Here is a 25,618-nt window from a genome sequence, read left to right as displayed (position 1 = left end):
CGTTGACTTTTGGCACGCTGTTGAGTTCTCAAGGAACGGACACTTCCATCGGGCGGCTTTCACACCGGCCCTCCGGGCGCTTCGTTCTTTCGTGTCTCCAGCTTATCAGATGTTTTCCGTGCCGTTCCCGGCGCTTCCTTCATCCAACTCGCTGGTGTCTTCTGCGGCTTGACGCCCCGTCCGACGTTTCAAACTCTAGCCGATCCCCGCTCCGAAAAGCGAATCCGACCGCAATCCCCAAAAATGCACACGCCAAATAAACCCCAGGCCGGGGAGGCATTGGCATTTCCAGAGGATTGGCCGCTCCGGGACCGTCCGCGCCGATGCGTGTCCGGTGCTCCCTGTCGAGCGACTAGGGAACACTACGCCGGTTCCCGCCCGAAGGCAAACACCGGGCGAACTCCCGGGCACGCCGCAGGCCGGCCCACGTACCCGCGGACCGGCCTGCGTTGCTGCGGACTCAGCTGTTGGTCGGGAAGCCGAGGTTGATGCCGCCGTGGGACGGGTCCAGCCAGCGCTGGGTGACCGCCTTGCCGCGGGTGAAGAACTGCACGCCGTCCTGGCCGTACGCGTGGGCGTCGCCGAACAGCGAGGCCTTCCAGCCGCCGAAGGAGTAGTAGGCGACCGGCACCGGGATCGGCACGTTGATGCCGACCATGCCGACCTCCACCTCGAACTGGAAGCGCCGGGCGGCGCCGCCGTCGTTGGTGAAGATGGCGGTGCCGTTGCCGTACGGGTTGGCGTTGATGAGGGCGAGGCCCTCCTCGTAGGAGGAGACCCGCACCACGGAGAGGACCGGGCCGAAGATCTCGTCCGTGTAGACGGACATGCCGGGCTTCACGTGGTCGAACAGCGTGGGGCCGAGCCAGAAGCCGTCCGCGGTCGGCGTGCCGTTGCGGTCCTCGGCGGTGACCGGGTGCTTGCGGCCGTCGACGGCCAGCTCGGCGCCGTCGGCGAGGCCGGACTCCACGTAGGAGGTGACCTTGTCCCGGTGCTGGCCGGTGACCAGCGGGCCCATCTCGGACTCGCCGTTGCAGCCGGGCCCGACGGTGAGGGTGGCCATCCGCTGCTTGATCTTCTCGACCAGCTCGTCGCCGATCGGGTCGACGGCGACCAGCACGGAGACGGCCATGCAGCGCTCGCCGGCCGCGCCGAAGCCCGCGTTGACGGCGGCGTCGGCGCTCAGGTCGAGGTCGGCGTCGGGCAGGACCAGCATGTGGTTCTTGGCGCCGCCGAGGGCCTGGACGCGCTTGCCGTAGCGGGTGCCCGTCTCGTAGACGTAGCGGGCGATCGGAGTGGAGCCGACGAAGCTGACCGACTTGACGTCGGGGTGCTCCAGCAGGCGGTCCACCGCGACCTTGTCGCCGTGCACGACGTTGAAGACGCCGTCGGGCAGCCCGGCCTCCTTCCACAGCTCGGCGAGGAAGTTGGCGGCGGACGGGTCCTTCTCCGACGGCTTGACGACGACGGTGTTGCCGGCCGCGATGGCGATCGGGAAGAACCACATCGGCACCATGGCCGGGAAGTTGAACGGCGAGATGATCGCGACCGGGCCGAGCGGCTGGCGGATCGAGTAGACGTCCACGCCGGTCGAGGCCTGCTCCGTGAAGCCGCCCTTGAGCAGCTGCGGGATGCCGCAGGCGTACTCGACGACCTCCAGGCCGCGGGCGATCTCGCCGAGCGCGTCCGCGTGCACCTTGCCGTGCTCGGAGACGATGATCGACGCCAGCTCGTCCTTGCGGGCGTTGAGCAGCTCGCGGAAGGAGAAGAGCACCGTCGCGCGCTTGGCGACCGAGGCGGTGCGCCACTCGGCGAAGGCCGAGGCGGCGGCGGCGACCGCCTGGTCGACCTCCGCGACCTCGGCGAAGTCGACCTGGCCCGTGACCTGGCCGGTGGCCGGGTCGAAGATGTCACCGCGACGGGGCGCGGCGCCGGCGGTGGCGACCGGCCGGCCGCCGATCCAGTGGGTGATGTGCTTGCTCAAGGTCCGTCTGCCTCCGAAGTCCGGGCGGCGTGACGCCACCGGTCCCTGGTGTGGCGCCACCCGTGCGGGACGGGCGGCGGGGTCACGGGGCTACCGCGCTACCCGTCCAGTCTGCTGGGCGGTCCGGGCGGTCTCAACGAACAGGCTGACGGGGATCGGGGATTCAGCCTTACAGGTCGTCGGCCGCGTCCTCCTGGTCCTCCAGATAGGGGTCGTGCAGCCCGTCGGCCGCCTCCTGGGTCTCCAGCAGGTCCAGCCGGAGGTCCTGGGCCCAGGCGAGGGCCCACCGCTTCAGCCCGTCGACCTCCTCCGCCGGCAGGCCGCGGGCCCGGAACCGGCCGTCGGCCGCCTCGGCCAGCGTCTCCAGCCGCTCGGCGAGCGCGGCGGGCTGGAAGTCGGCGTCCAGCCCGGCGGCGAGGGCCAGCAGTTCGCCCTCCCGGTAGCAGGACGTCAGGGCGTGCACGTCGATCAGGTCCCGGGGCAGGGCGCGGTCGACGAGCAGGGCGGTGGTGAGGGCGGCGGCGTCCTCCAGGGCGACCACGGTCACCGTCAGCGGGGTGCCGTCCGGCCCGTCGAGGCCGACCCGGACCGGGTGGTGGCCCAGCGGTTCCTTGCGCAGCTCCACGGTGTGCGCGCGACCGCCGAGGAGGAGCCGGACGGAGAGCTGCTCCAGCCGGGGTGTCCCGGGGCGTTCGGCGACACCGGCGCCCGCCGCGCGGTAGGCGGCCGCGAGGTCGGCGGCGGCCTGCGGCAGGTCGGTGGCGCCGGCGGCCACCAGGGTGAGTCCGTCCTGGTCGCAGGCGGGGACGCCGTGGGCGCGCAGGCCGTGCCCGCCGGCGAGGGCGAGGCCGTGCCGGTCCCCCACGGGCCGGGCCAGTTCGACGAGGCGCAGCTGGGCCGGGCCCGGGTGGAGGGAGGGGCCGACGGCGTCCGGGGCGGTGGTCACCCCTCCAGTCTGGCGCGCCGCGGACGGCCGCGCGCCCGGCGGAGCGGTGCGGGCCGGGCGCTCACCAGTCGCCGAGTCCGGCGGCCGCCTCGTGCAGGGCGAGTTCCAGGAGGACCGGGTCGTTGAGCCGTCCGGTGCCGTCGGGCGGGACGAGCCAGCGCACGCCCCGGCCGCGGCGGTCGGGGTGGGGGACGACGATCCAGGTGCCCTCCCCCGCGCAGCGCACGCCGGTGCCGATCCAGCGGGCGGCGGTGCCGGCGGGCACCAGGAAGCCGATGTGCTCGTCGCCGAAGTCGGCGAGCACCGGCCCCCGGGAGGCGGTGCCGATGAGGTCGGCGGCCGGGCGGCCGAGCCGGCCGGGGACGGAGAGGACGTCCCAGTGCCGCCCGGCGGGGAGCAGCACCAGGCCGAGGCCGCTGCGCTCCCACTGCTCCCGGAAGGCCGCCGGGTCGGGTGCGGCCTGGGCGAGCCAGTCGAGTCCGGTGATCTCCATGTGGTGTCCCCGCTCTGCGCGTCGGTGCGTTCGGTGTCGGCGGGACATGCCGGGACCCGCCGTCACCAACGAGAGGGGGACGGCGGGTCTCTCTTACACGGTTCGCACGATCGGCGTACTCGGGGCGGCGCCGGAGTCAGCTGTCGAAGCCGAGTCCCATCCGGTCGAGGGTGCGCAGCCAGAGGTTGCGCCGGCCGCCGGTGCGGTCGGCGAGCTCCAGTGAGCGGGTGGTGATCCCGATGCCGGCCCAGCGGACCGGCTCTGGCGGGAACGGCAGCGGCTTGCGGCGGACCATCTCCAGTTCGGTGCGCTCGGTGCGCTCGCCCGCGAGCAGGTCGAGCATGACCTCGGCGCCGAACCGGGTGGCGCCGACGCCGAGGCCGGTGAAGCCGGCGGCGTAGGCGACCCGGCCGCGGTGGGCGGTGTCGAAGAAGGCGGAGAACCGGCTGCAGGTGTCGATCGCGCCGCCCCAGGCGTGGGTGAAGCGCAGGCCCTCCAGCTGGGGGAAGCAGTGGAAGAAGTTCCGCGCGAGGGTGCGGAAGGTCTCCGGGCGCTGGTCGTACTCGTGCCGCAGGTGTCCGCCGAAGCGGTAGACGGCGTCGTAGCCGCCCCAGAGGATCCGGTTGTCGGCGGAGAGCCGGAAGTAGTGGAACTTGTTGGCGCTGTCGCTGAGCCCCTGGCGGCCGTGCCAGCCGATGGCCGCGAGCTGCTCGGCGGTGAGCGGCTCGGTCATCAGCGCGTAGTCGTAGACCGGGACGATGTACGGGCGGACCCGCTTGAGCAGGGACGGGAAGGCGTTGGTGCCGAGCGCGACCTTGCCGGCCAGGACCCGGCCGTAGGGGGTGCGCACGGCCATGCCGGCGCCGTGTTCGCGCAGCCCGGTCGCCGGGGTGTGCTCGAAGATCCGCACGCCCTGGGCCAGGCAGGCCTCCTTGAGGCCCCAGGCCAGCTTGGCGGGGTGGACCATGGCCACGCCGTCCTTGTCCCAGATCCCGCCGAGGAAGGTGGGCGAGTCGACCTGGGCGCGCAGTTCGTCGCGGTCGAGCACGGTGACGTCGAGGCCGTACCGGCCGACGGCCTCGGCGACCTCGTGCAGTTCGTCGAGCTGGTGCGGCTGGGTGGCGATGTCGATCTCGCCGGTGCGCTCCCACTCGGCGTCGATGCCGTAGCGCTCCAGGGTGGCCCCGATGGCGTCCAGGTTGGCGGCGCCGAGGCGTTCCAGCTGTCCGAGTTCGGAGGGCCAGCGCTGCAGGCCGTTGCCGAAGCCGTGGGTCAGGCTCGCCGCGCAGAATCCGCCGTTGCGCCCGGACGCGGCCCATCCCGTCTCCTTGCCCTCGACCAGGACGACGTCCAGGGAGGGGTCGCGCTCCTTGGCGACGAGGGCGGTCCAGAGGCCGGAGTAGCCGCCGCCGACGACCAGCAGGTCACAGACGGCGTCGCCGGCCAGGGCGGGCAGGGGCGCCGGCCGGCCGGGGTCCTCCAGCCAGAAGGGGGTGGGCCTGGCGTCACTGAGCGCGCGGGCGGAGTCCATGCATTATCAGCCACTTTCTGCACATCGGTGATGGTGGTCGGCCGCCCCCCGACGGTACGCCGGGCGGGCGGCCGGGTGGGTCAGGCGGTGGCCTTGCGGCGGTTCCCGAGCCACTGGCCGGCGACGGTGAGCACCACGGCGGCGAGGAACATCGCGGTGCCGATGACGTTGACCTGGACCGGGATTCCGCGCTGCGAGGCGCCCCAGACGAACATCGGGAAGGTGACCGTGGTCGGGCCCGAGTTGAACTGGGTGATGATGAAGTCGTCGAAGGAGAGCGCGAAGCTGAGCAGCGCGCCGGCCGCGATGCCGGGGGCGGCGAGCGGCAGGGTGACCCTCAGGAAGGTCTGGGCGGGGGTGGCGTAGAGGTCCTGGGCGGCCTGTTCGAGCCTCGGGTCCATGCTCATCACGCGGGCCTTGACCGCCGTCACCACGAAGCTGAGGCAGAACATGATGTGCGCGATGAGGATGGTGGTGAAGCCGAACGGGATGCGCATGTTGAGGAAGAGGGTGCCCAGCGAGGCGGCCATCACGACCTCGGGCATCGCCATCGGAAGGAAGATCATCGCACTGGTGGCGGCCTTGCCGCGGAAGCGGTAGCGGGCCAGCGCGAAGGCGACCATGGTGCCGAGGACGGTGGCGCCGATGGTGGCGGCGACCGCGATCTGCAGGCTGAGCGAGAGCGACTGGCACATGTCGGCCACGCCGCAGGGGTCGGTCCAGGCGTCGGTGGAGAACTCGTTCCACTCGTAGTTGAACTTGCCGACCGGCTTGTTGAACGAGAAGGCGAGCACGACGAGGTTGGGGAGCACCAGGTAGGCGAGGGCCAGCAGGCCGGCCAGCACCACCAGGTTGCGGCGGATCCAGGCGGTCACTCGGGACATCAGACCAGTTCCTCCGTCCCGGCCTTGCGCATGTAGACCGTCACGATGCCCAGGATCAGGGCCATCAGGATGAAGCTCAGCGCGGCCGCGGTGGGGTAGTCGAGCACGTTCAGGAACTGCTTCTGGATGCCGTTGCCGACCATCTGCTCGCTCGGCGATCCCAGCAGCTGGGCGTTGATGTAGTCGCCGGAGGCGGGGATGAAGGTGAGCAGGGTGCCGGCGACCACGCCGGGCAGCGAGATCGGGAAGGTCACCTTGCGGAAGGTGGTGAACGGGCGGGCGTAGAGGTCGCCGGAGGCCTCGTGCAGGCGCGGGTCGATCCGCTCCAGCGAGGTGTACAGCGGCAGGATCATGAACGGCAGGAAGTTGTAGGTGAGGCCGCAGACCACCGCGAGCGGGGTGGCGAGCACCCGGTCCCCCTCGGTGAGGCCGAGGGCGGCGGTGACGTCGAGGACGTGCAGGGCGTCGAGCGCGCCGACCACCGGGCCGCCGTCCGAGAGGATGGTCTTCCAGGCGAGGGTGCGGATCAGGAAGCTGGTGAAGAACGGCGCGATGACCAGGATCAGCATGACGTTGCGCCAGCGCCGGTTCACCTTGAACGCGATGGTGTAGGCGAGCGGGTAGCCGATGGCGAGGCAGAGCACGGTGGCGGTGGCGGCGTAGCCGAACGAGCGGACGAAGTGCCACTTGTACTCGACCAGGGCGTCCCAGTAGGTGGCGAGGTGCCAGGTGACGCGGAAGCCGTCCTCCAGCGAGCCGGTCTGCAGCGAGGTGGAGGCCTGGTAGACCATCGGCACCGCGAAGAAGACGACCAGCCAGGCGATGCCGGGCAGCAGCAGCCAGTACGGGGTGAGCCGGCGCCGGGCCCTGGGGGCCGGTCCGGGGAGGGGGACGACCTGGGGTGGCGCCGCCGGGGTGGTGGTGGTCATGCCGCGGCCTCCCCGGTGCCCGCGTCGATCGCCTGGGCGGCGTCCAGGGCGAAGGAGTGGGCCGGGTTCCAGTGCAGGACGACGGGGGCGCCGGGGACGATCCGGGCGTCGCGCTCCATGTTCTGCTCGAAGACGGTGACCTCCTGGCCGCCGTCGGTGCGCACCAGGTACTGGGTGGAGACGCCGATGAAGCTGGAGTCGACGACGGTGCCGGCGAGCCGGTTGCGGCCGTCGGCGACCTCGGCGGAGCCGTGCTCGATGGTGATCTTCTCGGGCCGCACGCCGAGGTGGACCCGGGTGGCGCCGGTGGCGCAGCGGGCCCTGGGGACGGTGAGCCGGGTGCCGGCGGCGGTGAGCAGCAGGTCCTCGCCGGCGCCGCCGGTGACCTCGGCGGCCAGCAGGTTGGACTGGCCGAGGAAGTTCGCCACGAAGGTGGTGGCGGGGTTCTCGTAGAGCTCGGCGGGGGCGCCGAGCTGTTCGACCCGGCCGCCGTTCATCACCGCGATGGTGTCGGCCATGGTCATGGCCTCCTCCTGGTCGTGGGTGACGTGCACGAAGGTGATGCCGACCTCGGTCTGGATCCGCTTGAGCTCCAGCTGCATCTGCCGGCGGAGCTTGAGGTCGAGGGCGCCGAGCGGCTCGTCGAGGAGCAGTACCTGGGGGTGGTTGATGAGCGCGCGGGCGACGGCGACGCGCTGCTGCTGGCCGCCGGAGAGCTGGTGCGGCTTGCGGCGGGCGTACTGGCCGAGCTCGACCAGTTCGAGCATGTCGTCGACCTGCCGCTTGACGTCCTTCCGGCCGCGGCGGCGCAGTCCGAAGGCGACGTTCTCGAAGATGTCGAGGTGGGGGAAGAGCGCGTAGCTCTGGAAGACGGTGTTCACCGGCCGCTTGTAGGGCGGGAGCTTGGTGACGTCCTGGTCGCCGATCAGGACGGTTCCGGTGCTGGGCTCCTCCAGGCCGGCGATCATCCGCAGGGTGGTGGTCTTGCCGCAGCCGGAGGCGCCGAGCAGGGCGAAGAAGGAGCCCTGGGGAACGGTCAGGTCCAGTGGGTGCACGGCGGTGAAGGAGCCGTAGGTCTTGCCGATGCCGGTGAGGCGGACGTCGCCGCCGGCGGCCGCGGAGCTCTGCTGCTCTGTCATGGGTGGTGTCTCTCTGGGTTTCTCGGCCGTCGGTGGGGGGTCAGGCGCCGATGAGCTTGGAGAACTTCTCCTCGAAGTCGCTCTCCTCGGTCTCGGTGAGGGTCCGGAAGACGTGCGCCTTGGCCGCCATCCCGGGGGTGGGGACGACCAGCGGGTTGGCCGCGCTGTCGGGGGCGATGGCGGCCAGTTCCTCCGGCATGCCGGCGACGGCGGACACGAAGCCGATGCCTGCGGTCAGCTGCGCTGCGATCTTCGGCTGGTAGTAGAAGTCGATCAGCTTCTCGGCGTTCGTCTTGTGCTGGGCCCTGGCCGGAACGAGCAGGTTGTCGGTGCTGCTCACGAAGCCCTTCTCGGGAATGGCGAACTCGATGTCGGGGTTGTCGGCGCGCAGCTGGATCAGGTCGCCGCCCCAGGCGACGCAGGCGGCGATGTCGCCGGAGGAGAGTTCCTGGCCGTAGTCGTTGCCGGTGAAGCGGCGGATCTGCTTGTTGTCGACGGCCTTCTGCAGCCGGGCGACGGCGGCCGCGTAGTCGTCGGCGGTGAACTTCGCCGGGTCCTTGCCCATGTCCAGCAGGGTGATGCCGATGCTGTCGCGCATCTCGGAGAGGAAGGTCACCCGTCCCTTGAGGTCGGGGTCCTCCAGCAGCTGGGCGACGCTGGTGACCTCCTTCCCCTTGGTGGCCTTCTTGTTGTAGGCGACGACCACCTGGATGCCGGCCCACGGGTAGCTGTAGAGCCGGCCCGGGTCCCAGTCCGGGGCGCGGAAGCGGGAGTCGACGTTGGTGATGGCGGTGGTGACGTTGGCCGGATTGAGCTTCTGCGCCCAGCCGAGGCGGATCATCCGGGCGGCCATCCAGTCGGTGAGCACCATCAGGTCGCGGCCGGTGTCCTGGCCGGCCGCGAGCTGCGGCTTGACCTTGCCGAAGAACTCGACGTTGTCGTTGACGTCCTCGGTGTACCTGACCTTGATCCCGGTGGCGGCCGTGAAGGCCTCCAGGGTGCCGTGCTTCTCCTTGTCGTTCTCGTCGGTGTCGATGTAGAGCGGCCAGTTGGAGAAGTTCACCTCCCGCTCGCCCTCCGAGAGGTCCGGGGCGGCGTTCGCGGTGGAGTCACCGGTCCCGTTGACGGTCCTGGCCGCCGGGATGCCGCAGGCGGCCAGCGGGCCCGCACCGGCGGTGAGGGCGGCGGCGCGCAGCACGGTGCGCCGGCTGAGGGCGGCCCGGCCACTGGTCAGACTGCGTTCCCAGGCCTTGCGGACCGGTTCCGACAGTCCGTCGGTGAGCTCGTTGAACGCCATGGGACGGGCCTCCTGGGGGGCGAAGGGGGGTGTGGGGGACCACCCGGGTCCGTTATCTGTCTCCGAAGACGGTGCGGTGCCAGTCCTTGCGGGCGACCGCGGTGGTGTCGAACATGACGTGCTTGACCTGGGTGTACTCGTCCAGCGAGTACTGCGACATGTCCTTGCCGTAGCCGGAGGACTTGTAGCCGCCGTGCGGCATCTCGCTGATGATCGGGATGTGGTCGTTGACCCAGACGCAGCCCGCCGCGATCTCGCGGGTGGCGCGCAGCGAGCGGTGCACGTTGCCGGTCCAGGCCGAGGCGGCGAGGCCGTAGGGGGTGTCGTTGGCCAGCCGCAGGCCCTCGTCGTCGCCGTCGAAGGGGAGCACGACCAGGACGGGGCCGAAGATCTCGCCCTGGACGACCTCGCTGTCCTGGGCGGCGCCGGTGATCAGGGTGGGGCGGTAGTAGGCGCCGCGGGTGAGGTCGGTGCCGTCGTGGCCCCGGCCGGGGGCGCCGCCGCCGGTGACCACGGTCGCGTAGCCGCGGGCGCGCTCGACGAAGCCGGCCACCCGGTCGCGGTGGGCGAAGGAGACCAGCGGGCCGAGGTCGGTGCGCGGGTCGAGCGGGTCGCCCAGCCGGATCGCGCCGTACAGCTCGGCGACGCCGGCCACGAAGGCGTCGTAGAGCGGCCGCTGGACGTAGGCGCGGGTGGCCGCGGTGCAGTCCTGGCCGCCGTTGATCAGCGAGGCGGCGACCGCGCCGTGCACGGCGGCGTCCAGGTCGGCGTCGTCGAAGACCACGAACGGGGCCTTGCCGCCGAGTTCCAGGTGGGTGCGCTTGACGGTCGCGGTGGCGAGTTCGGCGACCCGCTTGCCGACCGCGGTGGAGCCGGTGAAGGAGACCATCGCGACGTCCGGGTGGGCGACCAGGTGCTCCCCCGCGTCCCGGCCCGCGCCGGTGACGACGTTGACCACGCCGTCCGGGATGCCGGCCAGGGTGCAGGCCCGGGCGAACATCAGCGAGGTCAGCGGGGTCAGCTCGGCCGGCTTGAGGACGACGGTGTTGCCGGCCGCGATCGCCGGCAGGACCTTCCAGGCGGCCATCTGCAGCGGGTAGTTCCACGGCGAGACCGAGCCGATCACGCCGATCGCCTCGCGCCGCACGTAGGAGGTGTGGTCGCCGGAGTACTCGCCGGCCGCCTTGCCCTCCAGGTGGCGGGCGGCCCCGGCGAAGAAGGCGGTGTTGTCGATGGTGCCGGGGACGTCGAACTCGGTGGAGAGCTTGATCGGCTTGCCGGTCTGCGCGGTCTCGACCCGGGCGAGGTCGGCGGCCGCGTCGGTGAGGACCGCGGCCAGCCGGGTCAGCGCCTCGGAGCGGGCGCCGGGGGTGGCGCCGGACCACTCCGGCAGTGCGGCCCGGGCGGCGGCCACGGCTTCGTCGACCTGCCCGGTGGAGGCCAGGGTGATCTCTTCGACGACGCTGCCGTCGGCCGGGTTGACGACCTGGAAGGGATCGCCGCTCCCCCGGCTGCACCGGCCCGCGATGTACTGCGCGCCGGCGCCGAAGTCGGTCAGGTCCATTGCTTCCTCCAAGTCCCGGTGGTTCGTGTGCGGCACGGACGGCCGCGCCGGTCCCGCCGTGCCGCACCGGCCGGCGGGCCGGGAACCGCACCGGCACCGTCCGACCGCTCGGGGTCGTCCGCGGGGGCCGCGGGGTGCGGGGTCCGGTGCGGGCATCGAACCGGCTGACCACCGGTGATGTCCAGGTCCCGGCAGTGCCGACCCGCTGACCATGCCCGCTGCCGCGGGGGCGTGACAAGGGTCACTGCGACAACCTCGGCGCGAAGCGCCTTACAGGGTGCAAGGCTTCGGGGAGGGCGACAGTTCGTCGCCGCGAGGGATGATTGCCTGACACTCTGAACCCTGGAGGCCGCGATGCTCCCCACCGTCGCCCGTGTGCTCGACCTTGAGGTGATGCGCCGCGGCCTGCCCCAGGTGGTGGCCGGCGCCGATCACCTGGAACGTCCGGTCCGCTGGGTGCACGTCAGCGAGCTGCCCGACGTGGCGGGCGTGCTGCAGGGCGGTGAGCTGGTGCTGAGCACCGGCATCGCCCTGCCCGAGGACCGCGAGGGACTGGCCCGGTACGTGCGCGAGCTCGCCGACATCGGGGTGGCCGGGCTGGTCATCGAGTTCGGCCGGCGCTACTTCGACACCCTGCCGCGCGCCCTGGTGCACGCCGCCGAGCAGCGCGGGCTGCCGCTGGTCGTGCTCCGCCGCGAGCTGCGCTTCGTCGCCGTCACCGAGGCCGTGCACGCCCTGGTCGTCAACGCCCAGCTGGAACAGCTGCGCACCTCCGAGGCGATCCACCAGGTCTTCAACGAACTGGTCGTGGAGGGCGCCGAGCCGGCCGAGGTGGTCCGCCAGGTGGCCCGGATCGCGGGCGCCCCGGTGGTCCTGGAGAACCTCGCCCACCAGGTGCTCACCCACGACCCCGCCGGACGGCCCGAGGCCGAGCTGCTGGAGGACTGGGAGCGCCGCTCGCGCGGGGTCCGCCCGGCCGGGCGCACCGGCCACGACCCGCGCAGCGGCTGGCTGGTCACCACGGTCGGCGCCCGCGGCCAGGACTGGGGACGGCTGGTGCTGGTGCAGGAGCCGGGGCCGCTGCCGGAGGGCGGCCCGCACCCGTTCACCATGCTGCTGGAGCGCGGTGCCTCCGCGCTGGCGCTCAACCGGCTGGTGGTCCGCGACCGGGAGAGCCTGGAGCGCCAGAGCCACCGCACCCTGCTCTCCGGCATCCTCACCCATGCGCTGACCGTCTCCGAGGTGGCGCTGCGCGCCCAGGCGCTCGGCGTCCCGCTGGAGGGCCGGCGGCTGGTCGGCGCGGTGCTGCGTCAGCGGCGCGGCCCGATCCACGCCGCGCTGGAGGCGCAGGCCCGGCTGCGCGACTTCACCGAGCTGGCGGCCGGCGCCGTCCGCGCCTGCCGGCTCTCGGCACTGGTCGGCGCGCTGGACGACGAGGGCGTCGGGGTGCTGATCGCGCTCGGCCCCCAGCAGGACGAGCACGCCGCGCTGGACGCCTTCGCCGCGGCGCTGCGCCGGCTGGCCGCCGAGGCGGCCCGGGACCAGCCGGTGCCGGCCCCGGTGGTCGCGGCCGGCTCCTCGGTCGGCTCGGTGCGCGACGCCCGGCGCACCCTGCTGGAGGCCACCCAGGTCGCCGACGCCGCGCTGCACGACGGGCCCGGCGGGCGGACGGCGTCCTACTACCGGCTGCCCGACGTGCGGCTGCGCGGCCTGCTGCACCTGCTGCGCGACGACGCCCGGCTGCAGACCTACGTCGAGCGGGAGCTGGGCCCGCTGCTCGCCTTCGACGCCGAGCACAACGGCCAGCTGGTGCGGATGCTGCGGATCTACCTGGAGCAGGGCCGCAACAAGTCCGCCGCCGCGGACGCCGCGCACCTGTCCCGGCCGTCCTTCTACGACCGGCTGCACAAGGTCGAGCGGATCCTCGGGGTCGACCTCGACCAGGTCGAGTCCTGCCTCTCCCTGCACGTGGCCCTGCTGGCGCTGGACGCGGTGCGCCGCTAGCGGACCTCAGGCGCCGGTGATGCGGGTCCACACCTTGTGCAGGCCGGGCCGCTCGGCGGAGGTGACGTCGCGCATGGTGTGCAGCCGGGCCCGCATGTCCTCGGTCGGGAAGACCAGCGGGTGCTCCGCCAGCTCCGCCTTCTCCCGGTCCCCGCTGGCCGCCAGCACCTCGCGGGCGGCCGGCACCGGGCAGATGTACTGCACGGCGGCGGCCAGTTCGGCGGCCACCTCGGGCCGGTAGTAGTGGTCGATCAGCAGTTCGGCGTTGCGCTTGTGCCCGGCCCGGTTGGGGATCAGCAGGCTCTCGGCCCAGAGTTCGCCGCCCTCCTCGGGCACCACGAAGGCGAGGTCCGGGTTCTCGGCCGTGAGCTGCACGGCGTCGCCGGAGTACGCCTGGCAGGCCAGCGCGGCGCCGGAGGCCAGGTCGCTGGTGTAGTCGTTGCCGGTGAAGCGGCGCACGTGCCGGCCGTCGACCATCCGCTGCACCAGGTCCATCGCCCGGTACGCGTCGTCCTCGGTGAAGGCCGTGACGTCGGCGCCCTGGGAGAGCATCAGCAGGCCGAGCGCCTCGTCCAGGCCGGCGAACAGGGTGACCCGGCCCTTGAGGTCGGGCGCCCAGAGGTCGGCGACGGACCTCAGCTCGCGGCCGAGCTCCTTGCGGTTGTAGGCGATGCCGGTGATGCCGGACTGCCAGGGCACGCTGTGCCGGCGCCCGGGGTCGACCGCCGGGTCGGCCAGCTGCGGGTCCAGCTGCGCGGTGACGTGGGGCAGGTTGGCCCGGTCCAGGGCCTGCACCCAGCCGAGCCCGATGTAGCGGCCGACCATCCAGTCGCTGACCACCATCAGGTCCCGCCCGGGGTCCGCGCCCTGGGTCAGCACCGGCCCCATCTTGCCGAAGAACTCGTCGTTGTCGTTGATGTCCTCGGTGTAGGTGACCCTGATCCCGGTCCGCTCGGTGAAGCCGTCCAGGGTGGGGCGCCCGCCGTCGTCGTCGACGTCGATGTACTGGGTCCAGTTGGAGAAGCCCAGCCGCTGGTCGCCCTCCGAGCGGTCGGGGGCGGAGCGGCGGTCCTCGTCCACGTACGCGGAGGGGATGCCGCAGCCGGTCAGGGCGGCGGTCCCGAACAGTCCGGCGGTGGCGCCGAGCACCCGGCGGCGGGTCGGACGGCGGAACCCGCTCGGGCGGCGGGGCGTGGTGGTGCTGGGCATGGTGGGGGCCTCCGGGGCGTGGCACGGCCCCGGGCGCACGGGGGAGGCGCCCGGGGCCGTCCTGTCGGGGTGTCAGACGGTGTGCGCGTCGGTCAGCGACAGCACCTCGTCGAGGACGGCGAGGCCGGTCTTCGCCTCCTCCTCGGTGACGGTGCACGGCGGGACGACGTGGAAGCGGTTCATGTTGACGAACGGCCACAGTCCGCGCTGCTTGCAGGCGGCGGCCAGCTCGGCCATCGGCGCGTTGGCGGCGCCGGCCGCGTTGTACGGCACCAGCGGCTCCCGGGTAGCGCGGTCGCGGACCAGGTCGAGCGCCCAGAAGACGCCGAGCCCGCGCACCTCGCCGACGGACGGGTGGCGCTCGGCCAGTTCGCGCAGACCGGGGCCGAGCACGGTCTCGCCGATGTGCCTGGCGTTCTCGACGATGCCCTCCTCGGCCATCGTGGTGATGGTCGCCACCGCGGAGGCACAGGCCAGCGGGTGGCCCGAGTAGGTGAGGCCGCCGGGGAACGCCCGCTCCGCGAAGGTGGCGGCGATCTCCGCGCTGATCGCCACGCCGCCGAGGGGGACGTAGCCCGAGTTGACGCCCTTGGCGAAGGTGAGCAGGTCGGGGGTGACGCCCCAGTGGTCGGCGGCGAACCACTCGCCGGTGCGGCCGAAGCCGGCCATCACCTCGTCCAGGATGAGGACGATGCCGTGGCGGTCGCAGATCTCCCGGACGCCGGCCAGGTAGCCGGGCGGCGGGACGAGGACGCCGGCGGTGCCGACCACGGTCTCCAGGATGACCGCGGCGACGGTGCCGGGGCCCTCGAAGGCGATGACCTGCTCCAGGTGGGCCAGCGCGCGCTCGCACTCCTGCGCCTCGTTCTCGGCGTGGAAGTTGGAGCGGTAGGCGTACGGGCCCCAGAAGTGCACGACGCCGGAGACGCCGGTCTCGTTGGCCCAGCGGCGCGGGTCACCGGTCAGGGCGATCGCGTTGGCGGTGGCGCCGTGGTACGAGCGGTAGGTGGAGAGCACCTTCTGCCGGCCGGTGTGCAGCCGGGCCAGCCGGATGGCGTTCTCGTTGGCCTCGGCGCCGCCGTTGGTGAAGAAGATCTTGTCGAGGTCGCCCGGGGTGCGCTCGGCGATCAGCCGGGCGGCCTCGCTGCGGGACTCGACCGCGAAGCCGGGGGCGATGGTGCAGAGCTTCGCCGCCTGCTCCTGGATCGCCGCGACCACCTTCGGGTGCTGGTGACCGATGTTGGTGTTGACCAGCTGGGAGGAGAAGTCGAGGTAGCGGTTGCCGTCGTAGTCCCAGAAGTACGAGCCCTCGGCGCCGGCCACCGCGAGGGGGTCGATCAGCGCCTGGGCGGACCACGAGTGGAAGACGTGCGCGCGGTCGGCGGCCTTGACGGCCTGGCCGGCGGCTGAGTCAGCGGTGGGGATGCTCATGCGGCAAGGCTAGGGACTCCCCGGGCCGAAGTGGAGGTCCATCCTGTCAGCCGGTCGCGGCGGCCGCCGACAGGGTGCAAAGCGGAGGGCCCGGGTCGACCTGACCCGGGCCCAATGCCGATCACATGATCAACAGCTCATCAGATCGCGGTCATGACGTGCTTGACGCGCGTGTAGTCCTCGAAGCCGTAGGAGGAGAGGTCCTTGCCGTAGCCGGACTTCTTGAAGCCACCGTGCGGCATCTCGGCGACCAGCGGGATGTGGGTGTTGATCCAGACGCAGCCGAAGTCCAGGCGGCGCGACATCCGCATGGCACGGGCGTGGTCCTTGGTCCACACCGAGGAGGCGAGCGCGAACTCGACGCCGTTGGCGTAGCCGACGGCCTGCTCCTCGTCGGAGAACTTCTGCACGGTGATAACCGGGCCGAAGACCTCGTTCTGGATGATCTCGTCGTCCTGCTGCAGGCCCGAGACGACGGTCGGGGCGTAGAAGAAGCCCTTGTCGCCGACCCGGTGGCCACCGGCCTCGACCTTGGCGTGCTCCGGCAGGCGCTCGATGAAGCCGGAGACCTGCTTCAGCTGGTTGGCGTTGTTCAGCGGGCCGTACAGCACGTCCTCGTCGTCCACGCCACCGGTCCTGGTCTCGGCCGCGGCCTTGGCCAGCGCCTCGACGAAGGCGTCGTGGATCGACTCGTGGACCAGCACGCGGGTGGCGGCGGTGCAGTCCTGGCCGGCGTTGAAGAAGCCCGCCACCGAGATGCCCTCGACGGCCTCGGCGATGTCGGCGTCCTCGAAGACCACGACCGGGGCCTTGCCGCCCAGCTCCAGGTGGACGCGCTTGACGTCCTTGGAGGCGGACTCGGCGACCTGGATGCCGGCGCGCACCGAGCCGGTGATGGAGGCCATCGCCGGGATCCTGTGCTCGACCATCAGGCGGCCGGTCTCGCGGTCGCCGCAGATGACGTTGAAGACGCCGGCCGGCAGCTCCAGCTCGGCGAGCACGCCGCCGATGATCTCGGCCAGCAGGACGGTGGAGGCGGGGGTGGTGTCGGACGGCTTGAGCACCACGGTGTTGCCGGCGGCGATGGCCGGGGCGAACTTCCAGACCGCCATCATCATCGGGTAGTTCCACGGCGCGACCTGGGCGCAGACGCCGACCGGCTCGCGGCGGACGATCGAGGTCATGCCGTCCATGTACTCACCGGCGGCCTTGCCCTCCAGCAGGCGGGCGGCACCGGCGAAGAACCGGATCTGGTCGACCATCGGGCCGATCTCCTCGGAGAGGGTCAGCGCCCGCGGCTTGCCGGTGTTGCGACACTCGGCGTCCACCAGCTCGTCGGCGCGGGCCTCGACCGCGTCGGCGATCTTGAGCAGCACCTTCTGCCGGGTGCTCGGGGTGGCGTCCCGCCAGGCCGGGAAGGCGGCCGAGGCGGCGTCCATGGCGGCGTCCACGTCGGAGGCGCCGGACAGCGGGGACGTCGCGTAGACCTCGCCGGTGGTGGGGTCGACGATGTCGAGGGTGCGGCCGTCGGCCGCATCGACGAACTCACCGTTGATGTAGTTGCGCAGCGTGCGAAGGTCGCTCACGGGTCTCTCCTCGGTCTCGGCCTGCGGCGTTGCAGAATCCGGCGCCATGGTACGTCGACCGGAGCGGCCGACGAAGGGCGCCGAGTGGCCGCGCCGCAAGTGCCGCGGTCCACTGGTTCGGGGGAATGCGCGCGGCGCTGCGGGGCCGCGCGCGTACCGTGGCCAGGTTAGCCCGACGACTGCCGGTATCGACAGGGCGACGACGTAGAGACGATGAAATCCGCATGCGTTTTCCAAGATCGCGACGAAATCAGCAGCTCTTGCGCTTGCGAACGGGGGAACGATCGGGCACAGTGGCGGCGTGGCCAACCGCGACCGGAACGCCAGCGTTCCCCTCGACGCCGCCTCCAAGGCGATCATCGAGCAGCTCCAGGAGGACGGGCGCCGCCCGTACGCCGCCATCGGCAAGGCCGTCGGCCTGTCCGAGGCGGCCGTGCGGCAGCGCGTCCAGAAGCTGCTCGACCAGGGCGTGATGCAGATCGTTGCCGTCACGGACCCGCTCACCGTCGGCTTCACCCGCCAGGCGATGGTCGGAATCCGGGTCGAGGGCGACATCGAACCCGTCGCCGACGCGCTGGCCGCCCTCGACGAGGTCGACTACGTCGTCTGCACCGCGGGCTCGTTCGACCTCCTGGCCGAACTGGTCTGCGAGGACGACGAGCACCTGCTCGAACTGATCAACAAGCGCATCCGCGCGCTTCCCGGCGTGCGGAGCACCGAGAGCTTCGTTTACCTGAAGCTCCGGAAACAGACCTACACCTGGGGCACCCGATGACAGCCGACCCGGCGCAGAAGGACCTTTCCAAGACCGCCTACGACCACCTGTGGATGCACTTCACCCGCATGTCGTCGTACGAGAACTCTCCCGTGCCGACGATCGTCAAGGGCGAGGGCACCTACGTCTGGGACGACAAGGGACGCAAGTACCTCGACGGCCTCGCCGGCCTGTTCGTCGTCCAGGCCGGCCACGGCCGTGAGGAGCTCGCCGAGGCCGCCGCCAAGCAGGCCAAGGAGCTCGCCTTCTTCCCGGTGTGGAGCTACGCCCACCCGAAGGCCGTCGAGCTGGCCGAGCGCCTGGCCAACTACGCCCCGGGCGACCTGAACAAGGTCTTCTTCTCCACCGGTGGCGGCGAGGCCGTCGAGACCGCCTGGAAGCTCGCCAAGCAGTACTTCAAGCTGACCGGCAAGCCGACCAAGTACAAGGTCATCTCGCGCGCCGTCGCCTACCACGGCACCCCGCAGGGCGCCCTGTCCATCACCGGCCTGCCGGGCCTGAAGGCCCCCTTCGAGCCGCTGGTGCCGGGCACCCACAAGGCGCCGAACACCAACATCTACCGCGCCCCGGCCTTCCTGGAGGGCCCCGACGGCACGGTCGACCCCGAGGCCTACGGCCGCTGGTGCGCCGACGAGATCGAGGTGGCCATCCTCAACGAGGGCGCCGAGACCGTCGCCGCCGTCTTCGTCGAGCCGGTGCAGAACGCCGGTGGCTGCTTCCCGCCGCCGCCCGGGTACTTCCAGCGCCTGCGCGAGATCTGCGACCGCCACGACGTGCTGCTGGTCTCGGACGAGGTCATCTGCGCCTTCGGCCGCCTGGGCACCATGTTCGGCGCCGACAAGTTCGGCTACCAGCCCGACATGATCACCTGCGCCAAGGGCATGACCTCGGGCTACTCCCCGATCGGCGCCACGATCATCTCGGACCGCCTCGCCGAGCCGTTCTACAAGGGCGACAACACCTTCCTGCACGGCTACACCTTCGGCGGCCACCCGGTCTCCTCCGCGGTGGCGCTGGCCAACCTCGACATCTTCGAGCGCGAGGGCCTGAACCAGCACGTGCTCGACAACGAGTCGGCCTTCCTGAGCACCCTGGGCAAGCTGCGCGACCTGCCGATCGTCGGCGACGTCCGCGGCAACGGGTACTTCTACGGCATCGAGCTCGTCAAGGACAAGGTCACCAAGGAGTCCTTCAACGACGAGGAGGTCGAGCGCGTCCTCTACGGCTTCCTGTCGAAGGCCCTCTTCGACAACGGCCTGTACTGCCGCGCCGACGACCGTGGCGACCCGGTCATCCAGCTGGCCCCGCCGCTGATCTCCGACCAGTCGACCTTCGACGAGATCGAGCAGATCCTGCGGACCAGCCTGACCGACGCGTGGGCGAAGCTCTGATCCACCGGCTTTCCTCCCCACCCTCAGTCACAGGGCGGTCCCGCTTCGGCGGGGCCGCCCTGCGGCGTTCCCGGTCCGTTCATCGGACCGCACTTGGGATCAAACACGCCTGATTGCGGGTGATTTGCCCCGGATGGAGCAGTGTGCCGCGCCCGCGCCTGGGTCCGATCGTTCTAATCTGACGACTGTCATATCCCTGCGGCCCCCAGGACGGAACCTCATGGCAGCGGCCCCTCCTGACAACGACGTGCTGTGGGCCCGGGGGATCGTCAAGTCCCATCACGGCACCCCCGCGCTGCGCGGCGTCTCGCTCGGGGTCCGGGAGGGCGAGGTCCTCGCCGTCACCGGCCCGCGCGGCTCCGGCAAGAGCACCCTGCTCGGCTGCCTCTCCGCGCTGCTCCCCGTCGACGAGGGCGAGGTCTGGTTCAACAGCGCCCCGGTGCACACCCTCGGACGGGCCGGACGGGAACGGCTGCGCCGCGACCGCTTCGGCTTCGTCGGCTCCGAACCGCACCTGGTGCCCGAACTGACCGCCCGGGAGAACGTCGCCCTGCCGCTGCTGCTGGCCGGTGCCGGCGGCAAGGCCGCCCACACCGCCGCCGACGAGTGGCTGGAGCGCCTGGACATCGGCGACCTCGCCAAGGTCCGGCCCGACCGGCTGGTGCAGGGCCAGCGCCAGCGGATCGCCGTCGCCCGCGCCCTCGCCCCGCTCCCGCCGGTCGTCTTCGCCGACGACCCCACCGCACCGCTGCACCGCGAGACCGCCGAGCAGGTCATGCGGATACTGACCAGCGCGGCCCGCTCCCACCAGCTCACCCTGGTACTGGCCACCCACGACCGCGAGCTCGTCCGGTACGCGGACCGCGCCGTCGACCTCGTCGACGGACGCCTCACCGGCCCCGTCACGCCCGTGCCGCGGGTCGCCCCGGCTCCCGGCACGACCGGGGTCACCGCCGTCCCGGCCGCCGGCCGCTGAGAGGGCCGCCGTGTTCTACCTCCGCCTGGCCCGCGGCTACCGGGCCCTCGACCTCGGCCGCTGGCTGCTGACCGCCCTCGCCGGCGCCGTCGTCGCCGGCTTCCTGCTGCGCGCCCTCGGCCGCGCGATGAGCGACCCGGCCGCCGGCCCCGACGCGCTCGTCCGGCTGCTCTGGTGCCTGCCGCCGCTGGCCGCGGTCGCCTGGTTCGCCGCCGTCGCCGCCCGCGCCCTGCCCGCCCGGCGGGCCGAACGGATCACCGGTCTCACCACCGCCGGGGCCGGGGCCGGCCGGATCCGCGCCCTGATCGCCGGCGAGGTCGCGCTCGCCTGCGGCGCCGGCGCCGGCCTCACCCTGCTGCTCTTCCTGGTCCTGCGCAACGACATCGCCGGACCCTCGCTCGCCGACGAACTCGGCATGGGCGTGGCCCTGCCGGCCGCCGCACCGGTCGCCCTGCTGGCGCTCGTGCCGCTCACCGCGGGCCTCGCCGCGGCCGGCGCCGTCCCGCACGCCGAGACGCTGCCCGGCCGCTCCCGGCCCGAGCCGACCGGCTTCGGCCCGTGGCGGCTCGCCCTGCCGATCGGACTCGCCGTCCTCGGCCTCGCCCTGGAACTCATCGCCCTGCGCCCCGGCGCCGCCGCCGACGGCCGCCCGATCCACCTGCCGGCCGGGCTCGGCACCACCAGCACCGCCGCGCTCGGCGGCTGGGCCGCCTCCGCGCTCGGCCTCGCCCTGCTCACCGGCCCGCTGCTCGCCCTGGCCGGCCGGCTGCTGGCGCTCGGCCGGCCGACCCCGCTGCGGCTGCTCGCCGGACGCGGCCTGACCGCCCAGGCCCGCCGGCTCGGGGCCCCGCTGGCCGTGCTCGCCCTGGCGCTCGCCCTGGTGCTCACCACCGTCCGCTACTGGCTCGGCGAGCCCGGCAGCGCCGATGTGCTGCCCGCGATCGAGGCCGGCCTGATCCTGGGCTGCACGGCCGGCGCGGTGGCCGTCCGGCTGGCCGAGCTGCGCACCGCCCGCCGGGGCGTCGCCGCGGCGCTGCTGAGGCTCGGCGCGGCGCCCCGGCTGCTGTTCGGCGCCGTGGTGCTGCGGACCCTGATGGCCGGGACCGTCCTGCTGGTCACCGGCGGGGCGACCGCGGCGCTGGCCGCCGCCGGACTGCGCTGACCGGCGCGCGGCCGGAGCCGCGCGCCGGTCGGTAACGGCCGTTCGTCCGGCCGTCCGTCGGGCAGGCCTGATCAGCCGGCCGCCGCGAGCTGGCCGCAGGCGCCGTCGATCTCCTGGCCGCGGGTGTCGCGGACCGTGGTCGGCACACCGTGCGACTGGAGCCGCCGGACGAACTCGCGCTCGTCCTCGGGGCGGGAGGCCGTCCACTTGGAGCCCGGGGTCGGGTTCAGCGGGATCAGGTTGACGTGCACCCGGTGGTTCTTGATCAGCCGGCCGAGCAGGTCCGCCCGCCAGGCCTGGTCGTTGATGTCCTTGATCAGCGCGTACTCGATGGAGATCCGGCGGCCGGACTTCTCGGCGTAGTTCCACGCCGCGTCCAGCACCTCGGCGACCTTCCAGCGGGTGTTGACCGGCACCAGCTCGTCGCGCAGCTCGTCGTCCGGCGCGTGCAGCGACAGCGCCAGCCGGCAGCTGAGGCCCTCGTCCGCGAACCGGTTCATCGCCGGGACCAGGCCGACGGTGGAGACGGTGATGCCGCGCTGGGAGAGGCCGAAGCCGTCCGGCGCCGGGTCGGTCAGCCGGCGGATCGCGGCCAGCACCCGGTTGTAGTTCGCCAGCGGCTCGCCCATGCCCATGAAGACCACGTTGGACAGCCGCGCCTCGCCGCCCGGGATCTCGCCGGCCTTGAGCGCACGCATCCCGGCGGCGATCTGCTCGACGATCTCGCCGGTGGAGAGGTTGCGGGTCAGCCCCGCCTGGCCGGTGGCGCAGAACGGGCAGTTCATGCCGCAGCCGGCCTGCGAGCTGATGCACATGGTGACCCGGTCCGGGTAGCGCATCAGCACCGACTCGACGAGCGTGCCGTCGAACAGCTTCCAGAGGGTCTTGCGGGTGATGTCGTCGTCGCAGGACACGTGCCGCACCACCGACATCAGCTCGGGCAGCAGACCACCGGTGAGCTTCTCCCGGCTGGCGGCGGGGATGTCCGTCCAGCCGGCCGGATCGTCCGACATCCGGCCGAAGTAGTGGTGGGAGAGCTGCTTGGCGCGGAACGGCTGCTCGCCCAGCTCGGCGACGGCCTCCTTGCGCTCGGCGGGGCTCAGGTCGGCGAGGTGTCGCGGGGGCTTGGCGCCGCGCGGCGCGACAAAGGTGAGTTCTCCGGGCTTAGGCATGGTCCGTCCAGTGTCGCAGACGCGCAGGGGCCCCGGACGCCGTGCGTCCGGGGCCCCTGGGTGGGCGAGGGCTGCGGGTCAGCTGCCGACGAAGGCCGCCAGCAGCAGCCAGACCACCGGGGCGGTCGGCAGCAGCGAGTCCAGCCGGTCCATGATGCCGCCGTGGCCGGGCAGCAGCGTGCCCATGTCCTTGATGCCGAGGTCGCGCTTGATCATCGACTCGCCCAGGTCGCCCAGGGTCGCGGTGACCGCCGCGCAGCCGCCCAGGATCAGGCCCTGCCACCAGCTGCCGCCGTCGATGATCAGCTCCATCAGCAGCGCGCCCGCCAGCATCGACAGGCCGATGCCGCCGGCCAGGCCCTCGCGGGTCTTGCCCGGGCTGATCGTCGGCGCCAGCTTGGTGCGGCCGAACTTGTAGCCCACCGCGTAGGCCCCGGTGTCGCTGCACACCGTGACGATGAGGAAGAGCACGATCCGCTGCGGGCCGTCGTCGGCCGCCAGCATCATCGCCACGAAGGTGGCGAGGAACGGGACGTAGAAGGCGGTGAAGATGCCCGCCGTTATGTCCCGCAGGTAGTTCTCCGGCGGCTCGGTCATCCGCCAGACCATCACCGCGAGCCCGGTGAGCGCGAGCGAGGCCGCCGCCCACTGGATCCCCGACCAGTAGCCGGTGGCGACCATCGCGATGCCGCCCGCGACCAGCGGGACCAGCGGCGCCTTGATCTCCTTGCGCTCGGCCAGCCGGCTGGTCAGCTCCCGGACGCCGACCGACACCGCCGCGATCACGACGACCAGGAACAGGGCCTTGACGACGAACAGCGAGGCGACGATCACCGCGCCGAGGCCGACGCCCACGCCTATCGCGGCCTGGAGGTTGCGGCCGCCGCGCTGTTTGCGCTGCGGCGGCTGAGGCTGCGGATCGGCCTGGGCCACGGGTGTCTCCTGCCCTGGGTGGGACGACGGCACGAGGAGGGGCTGCCCCGCCGCCGGTCCGCCCGGCGTGCCGGGGTACGGCCCGCCCGCCGGGGCGGGAGGCGGGGTGTCGTCGGTGATCGCGCGCAGCACGACCGTCTCCGACGCACCCGGCTCCGGCGTCCCGGGCTGCTCGTCGCGGAACAGCGGTCCGCTCAGCCGGCCCGGCTCCCGGGCCGGCCCCTCGGCGGGGTCGGCCCCGGGCGGGGGCACGGGCTGCGGGCCCGGGTCGGCCGGTACGGGAGGCATGACCTGAGTCTCCTCCGCGTCCGGGTCCCAGTACACCGGAGGCTGCTGGGAGTGACCCGTTCGGTGGCCGGGGTCGTTCGTGCCGTACGGCCCGTACGGCCCGGGCGGGCCGGCCTGCTGCGCCGGGTGCCCGGGTATGCCGCGGGCCTGCGCAGGTGCGGCTGGTGCCTGCGCAGGCCGGTGCGGCCGGTACGGCTGGTACTGCTGGTCGGACGGGCCCCAGTAGCCAGGGGCGTCAGGGGCGTCGTTCATCAGACCTCGAGCAGCTCGGCTTCCTTGTGCTTCAGCAGCTCGTCGACGGAGGCCACGTACTTGGCCGTGGTGTCGTCGAGCTCCTTCTCGGCGCGGCGGCCGTCGTCCTCGCCGACCTCGCCGTCCTTCACCAGCTTGTCGATCGCGTCCTTGGCCTTGCGGCGCACGGCGCGGATCGAGACCTTGGCGTCCTCGCCCTTGCCGCGGGCGATCTTGATGAACTCGCGGCGGCGCTCCTCGGTCAGCTCGGGGAGCACGACCCGGATGATGGAACCGTCGTTCGACGGGTTGACGCCCAGGTCGGAGTCACGGATCGCCTGCTCGATGGCCTTCAGCGCGGTCTTGTCGAACGGCGAGACGACCGCCATCCGGGGCTCCGGCACGGAGAAGGACGCCAGCTGGTTGATCGGCGTCACGGCGCCGTAGTACTCCGCGACGATCTTGGCGAACATCGCCGGGTGCGCGCGGCCGGTGCGGATGGCGGCGAAGTCGTCCTTGGCGTGGGCGACGGCCTTCTCCATCTTCTCCTCGGCGTCGAGGAGGGTCTCTTCGATCACTGTGATCTCCCTGTCCGGTTCATCTGCTGTTGTCCCGACCGGAGTCGGCGGCGGGGCCTCGCGGTGGCGGCGCCGTCCGGTGCGGCTGGTTGCTGCTCAGGCCCGGACAGAATCCTGGCTGATGAGTGTGCCGATCTTCTCACTCTTCACCGCCCGCGCGATATTGCCCTCCGCGAGCAGCTCGAAGACCAGCATCGGCAGGTTGTTGTCCTTGCAGAGCGTGATCGCGGTGAGGTCGGCGACCTTGAGGTCGCGTGCGATGACCTCGGAGTACTCCAGCGCGTCGAACTTGACGGCGTCCGGGTTGGTCCGGGGGTCCGCGTCGTAGACGCCGTCCACCCCGTTCTTGCCCATCAGCAGGATGTCGGCGTGGATCTCCAGGGCGCGCTGCACGGCCGTGGTGTCGGTGGAGAAGTACGGCATGCCCATACCGGCGCCGAAGATCACCACACGGCCCTTCTCCAGGTGCCGCACCGCGCGCAGCGGCAGGTACGGCTCGGCGACCTGGCCCATCGTGATGGCGGTCTGGACCCGGGTCTCGATGCCCTCCTTCACCAGGAAGTCCTGGAGCGCGAGGCAGTTCATCACCGTGCCGAGCATGCCCATGTAGTCCGAGCGGGCCCGGTCCATGCCGCGGACCTGGAGCTCGGCGCCCCGGAAGAAGTTCCCGCCACCGATCACCACGGCGACCTCGGTGCCCGCGCGGACGACCGTGGCGATCTCGCGGGCGATCGCGTGCACGACGTCCGGATCGACGCCGAGCCCGCCGCCGCCGGCGAAGGCCTCACCGGACAGCTTCAGCAGAACCCGGCGACGCGTGCCGCCGTGGGTGTCCTGCGCGGTCTCCTGCGTCTCCTGCATGGACTTCTCCTTCTACACCTACTGGTTCACAGGCGCGGACGTGCGGATGACCGGCCTGCGCGTACACGCGAGGAGGCCACTGCCGCGGGAACCGGTTCGGTGTCCTGCACGGCAATGGCCTCCTCGTCGTTCATGCTGCCGACGCGGCTCGCCCATGGACGGATGGCGCTGGGTGAGCCCGTACGGCGCGTTCCCCACCGCCCTGGTCAGCGGGCGGGGGCGGTTTCCAGCCTACGGCCGGAAGCCCGGGTGGA

21 protein-coding genes are annotated in these 25,618 nt (G+C 72.2%); 5 read left to right on the top strand and 16 right to left on the bottom strand.

Translation table 11 applies throughout. The annotated features are described in order from the left end of the window. Positions 1-460 precede the first annotated feature (460 nt). From ACF1AK_RS31850 to ACF1AK_RS31810, 9 genes are all read right to left on the bottom strand, one after another. A complete protein-coding gene (locus ACF1AK_RS31850) occupies positions 461-1,984 on the bottom strand; it encodes a CoA-acylating methylmalonate-semialdehyde dehydrogenase (RefSeq protein WP_391502305.1) in 1,524 nt (507 codons plus the stop codon). A 169-nt stretch (positions 1,985-2,153) separates the two neighbouring features. After that, entirely contained in the window at positions 2,154-2,930 is a 777-nt protein-coding gene (locus ACF1AK_RS31845; RefSeq protein ID WP_391502304.1) for a nucleotidyl transferase AbiEii/AbiGii toxin family protein, read from the bottom strand. Between the two features lie 61 nt (positions 2,931-2,991). Then, positions 2,992-3,423 carry a hypothetical protein gene (locus ACF1AK_RS31840; protein ID WP_380289870.1) on the bottom strand — a complete coding sequence of 144 codons (432 nt, stop codon included), beginning with the start codon at positions 3,421-3,423 and terminating at the stop codon, positions 2,992-2,994. A 136-nt stretch (positions 3,424-3,559) separates the two neighbouring features. Then, positions 3,560-4,954, bottom strand: a complete 1,395-nt coding sequence (locus ACF1AK_RS31835; RefSeq protein ID WP_391502303.1) for an NAD(P)/FAD-dependent oxidoreductase — start codon at positions 4,952-4,954, stop codon at positions 3,560-3,562. An 80-nt stretch (positions 4,955-5,034) separates the two neighbouring features. After that, positions 5,035-5,838 (bottom strand): ABC transporter permease, encoded by an 804-nt coding sequence (locus ACF1AK_RS31830; protein WP_391502302.1) that lies wholly within the window; start codon positions 5,836-5,838, stop codon positions 5,035-5,037. Then, positions 5,838-6,767, bottom strand: a complete 930-nt coding sequence (locus ACF1AK_RS31825) for an ABC transporter permease (RefSeq protein ID WP_391502301.1) — start codon at positions 6,765-6,767, stop codon at positions 5,838-5,840. Before ACF1AK_RS31825 ends, ACF1AK_RS31830 begins: the two co-directional genes overlap by 1 nt. Further along, complete coding sequence (locus tag ACF1AK_RS31820) at positions 6,764-7,906, bottom strand: ABC transporter ATP-binding protein (RefSeq protein ID WP_391502300.1); 1,143 nt, start codon at positions 7,904-7,906, stop codon at positions 6,764-6,766. Before ACF1AK_RS31820 ends, ACF1AK_RS31825 begins: the two co-directional genes overlap by 4 nt. Positions 7,907-7,946: 40 nt before the next feature. Continuing rightward, a complete protein-coding gene (locus tag ACF1AK_RS31815; RefSeq protein ID WP_391502299.1) occupies positions 7,947-9,203 on the bottom strand; it encodes a PotD/PotF family extracellular solute-binding protein in 1,257 nt (418 codons plus the stop codon). A 52-nt stretch (positions 9,204-9,255) separates the two neighbouring features. After that, positions 9,256-10,767: a gamma-aminobutyraldehyde dehydrogenase gene (locus tag ACF1AK_RS31810; protein WP_391502298.1), complete on the bottom strand. Its 1,512-nt coding sequence runs from the start codon at positions 10,765-10,767 to the stop codon at positions 9,256-9,258. A 354-nt stretch (positions 10,768-11,121) separates the two neighbouring features. Here ACF1AK_RS31810 and ACF1AK_RS31805 point away from each other — a divergent pair, with 354 nt between their 5' ends. Continuing rightward, a complete protein-coding gene (locus tag ACF1AK_RS31805) occupies positions 11,122-12,771 on the top strand; it encodes a PucR family transcriptional regulator (RefSeq protein WP_391502297.1) in 1,650 nt (549 codons plus the stop codon). A gap of 6 nt (positions 12,772-12,777) precedes the next feature. Here the strand turns inward: ACF1AK_RS31805 and ACF1AK_RS31800 are convergent, their stop codons facing one another. The 3 genes from ACF1AK_RS31800 to ACF1AK_RS31790 form a co-directional block, all read right to left on the bottom strand. Then, a complete protein-coding gene (locus tag ACF1AK_RS31800; RefSeq protein WP_391502296.1) occupies positions 12,778-13,980 on the bottom strand; it encodes a spermidine/putrescine ABC transporter substrate-binding protein in 1,203 nt (400 codons plus the stop codon). Between the two features lie 72 nt (positions 13,981-14,052). Then, positions 14,053-15,411, bottom strand: a complete 1,359-nt coding sequence (locus ACF1AK_RS31795) for an aspartate aminotransferase family protein (protein WP_391502295.1) — start codon at positions 15,409-15,411, stop codon at positions 14,053-14,055. A gap of 140 nt (positions 15,412-15,551) precedes the next feature. Continuing rightward, a complete protein-coding gene (locus tag ACF1AK_RS31790; RefSeq protein ID WP_391502294.1) occupies positions 15,552-17,045 on the bottom strand; it encodes a gamma-aminobutyraldehyde dehydrogenase in 1,494 nt (497 codons plus the stop codon). A gap of 253 nt (positions 17,046-17,298) precedes the next feature. Here ACF1AK_RS31790 and ACF1AK_RS31785 point away from each other — a divergent pair, with 253 nt between their 5' ends. The 4 genes from ACF1AK_RS31785 (at position 17,299) to ACF1AK_RS31770 (ending at position 21,301) form a co-directional block, all read left to right on the top strand. Next, positions 17,299-17,772 (top strand): Lrp/AsnC family transcriptional regulator, encoded by a 474-nt coding sequence (locus ACF1AK_RS31785; protein ID WP_030243538.1) that lies wholly within the window; start codon positions 17,299-17,301, stop codon positions 17,770-17,772. Further along, entirely contained in the window at positions 17,769-19,163 is a 1,395-nt protein-coding gene (locus ACF1AK_RS31780; RefSeq protein WP_391502293.1) for an aspartate aminotransferase family protein, read from the top strand. The genes ACF1AK_RS31785 and ACF1AK_RS31780 overlap by 4 nt, the downstream gene beginning before the upstream one ends. Before the next feature lie 220 nt (positions 19,164-19,383). Next, positions 19,384-20,139 (top strand): ABC transporter ATP-binding protein, encoded by a 756-nt coding sequence (locus ACF1AK_RS31775; RefSeq protein ID WP_391502292.1) that lies wholly within the window; start codon positions 19,384-19,386, stop codon positions 20,137-20,139. 10 nt (positions 20,140-20,149) lie between these two features. After that, positions 20,150-21,301 (top strand): hypothetical protein, encoded by a 1,152-nt coding sequence (locus ACF1AK_RS31770; protein ID WP_391502291.1) that lies wholly within the window; start codon positions 20,150-20,152, stop codon positions 21,299-21,301. A gap of 71 nt (positions 21,302-21,372) precedes the next feature. On the opposite strand, the gene rlmN is transcribed toward ACF1AK_RS31770, so the two are convergent. From rlmN to pyrH, 4 genes are all read right to left on the bottom strand, one after another. Continuing rightward, the gene (gene rlmN, locus ACF1AK_RS31765) at positions 21,373-22,473 is read right to left on the bottom strand and encodes a 23S rRNA (adenine(2503)-C(2))-methyltransferase RlmN (protein ID WP_391502290.1); all 1,101 of its coding nucleotides are present in this window, start codon (positions 22,471-22,473) and stop codon (positions 21,373-21,375) included. Between the two features lie 78 nt (positions 22,474-22,551). Beyond that, positions 22,552-23,694 carry a phosphatidate cytidylyltransferase gene (locus tag ACF1AK_RS31760; RefSeq protein ID WP_391502289.1) on the bottom strand — a complete coding sequence of 381 codons (1,143 nt, stop codon included), beginning with the start codon at positions 23,692-23,694 and terminating at the stop codon, positions 22,552-22,554. 251 nt (positions 23,695-23,945) lie between these two features. Beyond that, positions 23,946-24,503 carry a ribosome recycling factor gene (gene frr / locus ACF1AK_RS31755; protein ID WP_350568693.1) on the bottom strand — a complete coding sequence of 186 codons (558 nt, stop codon included), beginning with the start codon at positions 24,501-24,503 and terminating at the stop codon, positions 23,946-23,948. Positions 24,504-24,599: 96 nt separating this feature from the next. Beyond that, a complete protein-coding gene (gene pyrH / locus ACF1AK_RS31750; protein ID WP_380289900.1) occupies positions 24,600-25,364 on the bottom strand; it encodes a UMP kinase in 765 nt (254 codons plus the stop codon). Positions 25,365-25,618 lie beyond the last annotated feature (254 nt).

Origin of the sequence: Kitasatospora sp. NPDC015120 (genome assembly GCF_043080305.1) — a bacterium.
GTDB lineage: Bacteria > Actinomycetota > Actinomycetes > Streptomycetales > Streptomycetaceae > Kitasatospora.
Note: the sequence above shows the minus strand (reverse complement) of the source record. Positions and strands in the feature narration are given on the sequence as shown.

Excerpts from the sequence above, each read along its gene's own strand:
- ACF1AK_RS31810 (WP_391502298.1), bottom strand. The coding sequence starts at position 10,767 with ATGGACCTGACCGACTTCGGCGCCGGCGCGCAGTACATCGCGGGCCGG.
- ACF1AK_RS31815 (WP_391502299.1), bottom strand. The coding sequence starts at position 9,203 with ATGGCGTTCAACGAGCTCACCGACGGACTGTCGGAACCGGTCCGCAAG.
- ACF1AK_RS31820 (WP_391502300.1), bottom strand. The coding sequence starts at position 7,906 with ATGACAGAGCAGCAGAGCTCCGCGGCCGCCGGCGGCGACGTCCGCCTC.
- ACF1AK_RS31840 (WP_380289870.1), bottom strand. The coding sequence starts at position 3,423 with ATGGAGATCACCGGACTCGACTGGCTCGCCCAGGCCGCACCCGACCCG.
- ACF1AK_RS31830 (WP_391502302.1), bottom strand. The coding sequence starts at position 5,838 with ATGTCCCGAGTGACCGCCTGGATCCGCCGCAACCTGGTGGTGCTGGCC.
- ACF1AK_RS31790 (WP_391502294.1), bottom strand. The coding sequence starts at position 17,045 with ATGGCGCCGGATTCTGCAACGCCGCAGGCCGAGACCGAGGAGAGACCC.
- ACF1AK_RS31825 (WP_391502301.1), bottom strand. The coding sequence starts at position 6,767 with ATGACCACCACCACCCCGGCGGCGCCACCCCAGGTCGTCCCCCTCCCC.
- pyrH (WP_380289900.1), bottom strand. The coding sequence starts at position 25,364 with ATGCAGGAGACGCAGGAGACCGCGCAGGACACCCACGGCGGCACGCGT.
- ACF1AK_RS31835 (WP_391502303.1), bottom strand. The coding sequence starts at position 4,954 with ATGGACTCCGCCCGCGCGCTCAGTGACGCCAGGCCCACCCCCTTCTGG.
- rlmN (WP_391502290.1), bottom strand. The coding sequence starts at position 22,473 with ATGCCTAAGCCCGGAGAACTCACCTTTGTCGCGCCGCGCGGCGCCAAG.
- ACF1AK_RS31775 (WP_391502292.1), top strand. The coding sequence starts at position 19,384 with ATGGCAGCGGCCCCTCCTGACAACGACGTGCTGTGGGCCCGGGGGATC.
- ACF1AK_RS31800 (WP_391502296.1), bottom strand. The coding sequence starts at position 13,980 with ATGCCCAGCACCACCACGCCCCGCCGCCCGAGCGGGTTCCGCCGTCCG.
- ACF1AK_RS31805 (WP_391502297.1), top strand. The coding sequence starts at position 11,122 with ATGCTCCCCACCGTCGCCCGTGTGCTCGACCTTGAGGTGATGCGCCGC.
- ACF1AK_RS31760 (WP_391502289.1), bottom strand. The coding sequence starts at position 23,694 with ATGCCTCCCGTACCGGCCGACCCGGGCCCGCAGCCCGTGCCCCCGCCC.
- ACF1AK_RS31780 (WP_391502293.1), top strand. The coding sequence starts at position 17,769 with ATGACAGCCGACCCGGCGCAGAAGGACCTTTCCAAGACCGCCTACGAC.
- ACF1AK_RS31795 (WP_391502295.1), bottom strand. The coding sequence starts at position 15,411 with ATGAGCATCCCCACCGCTGACTCAGCCGCCGGCCAGGCCGTCAAGGCC.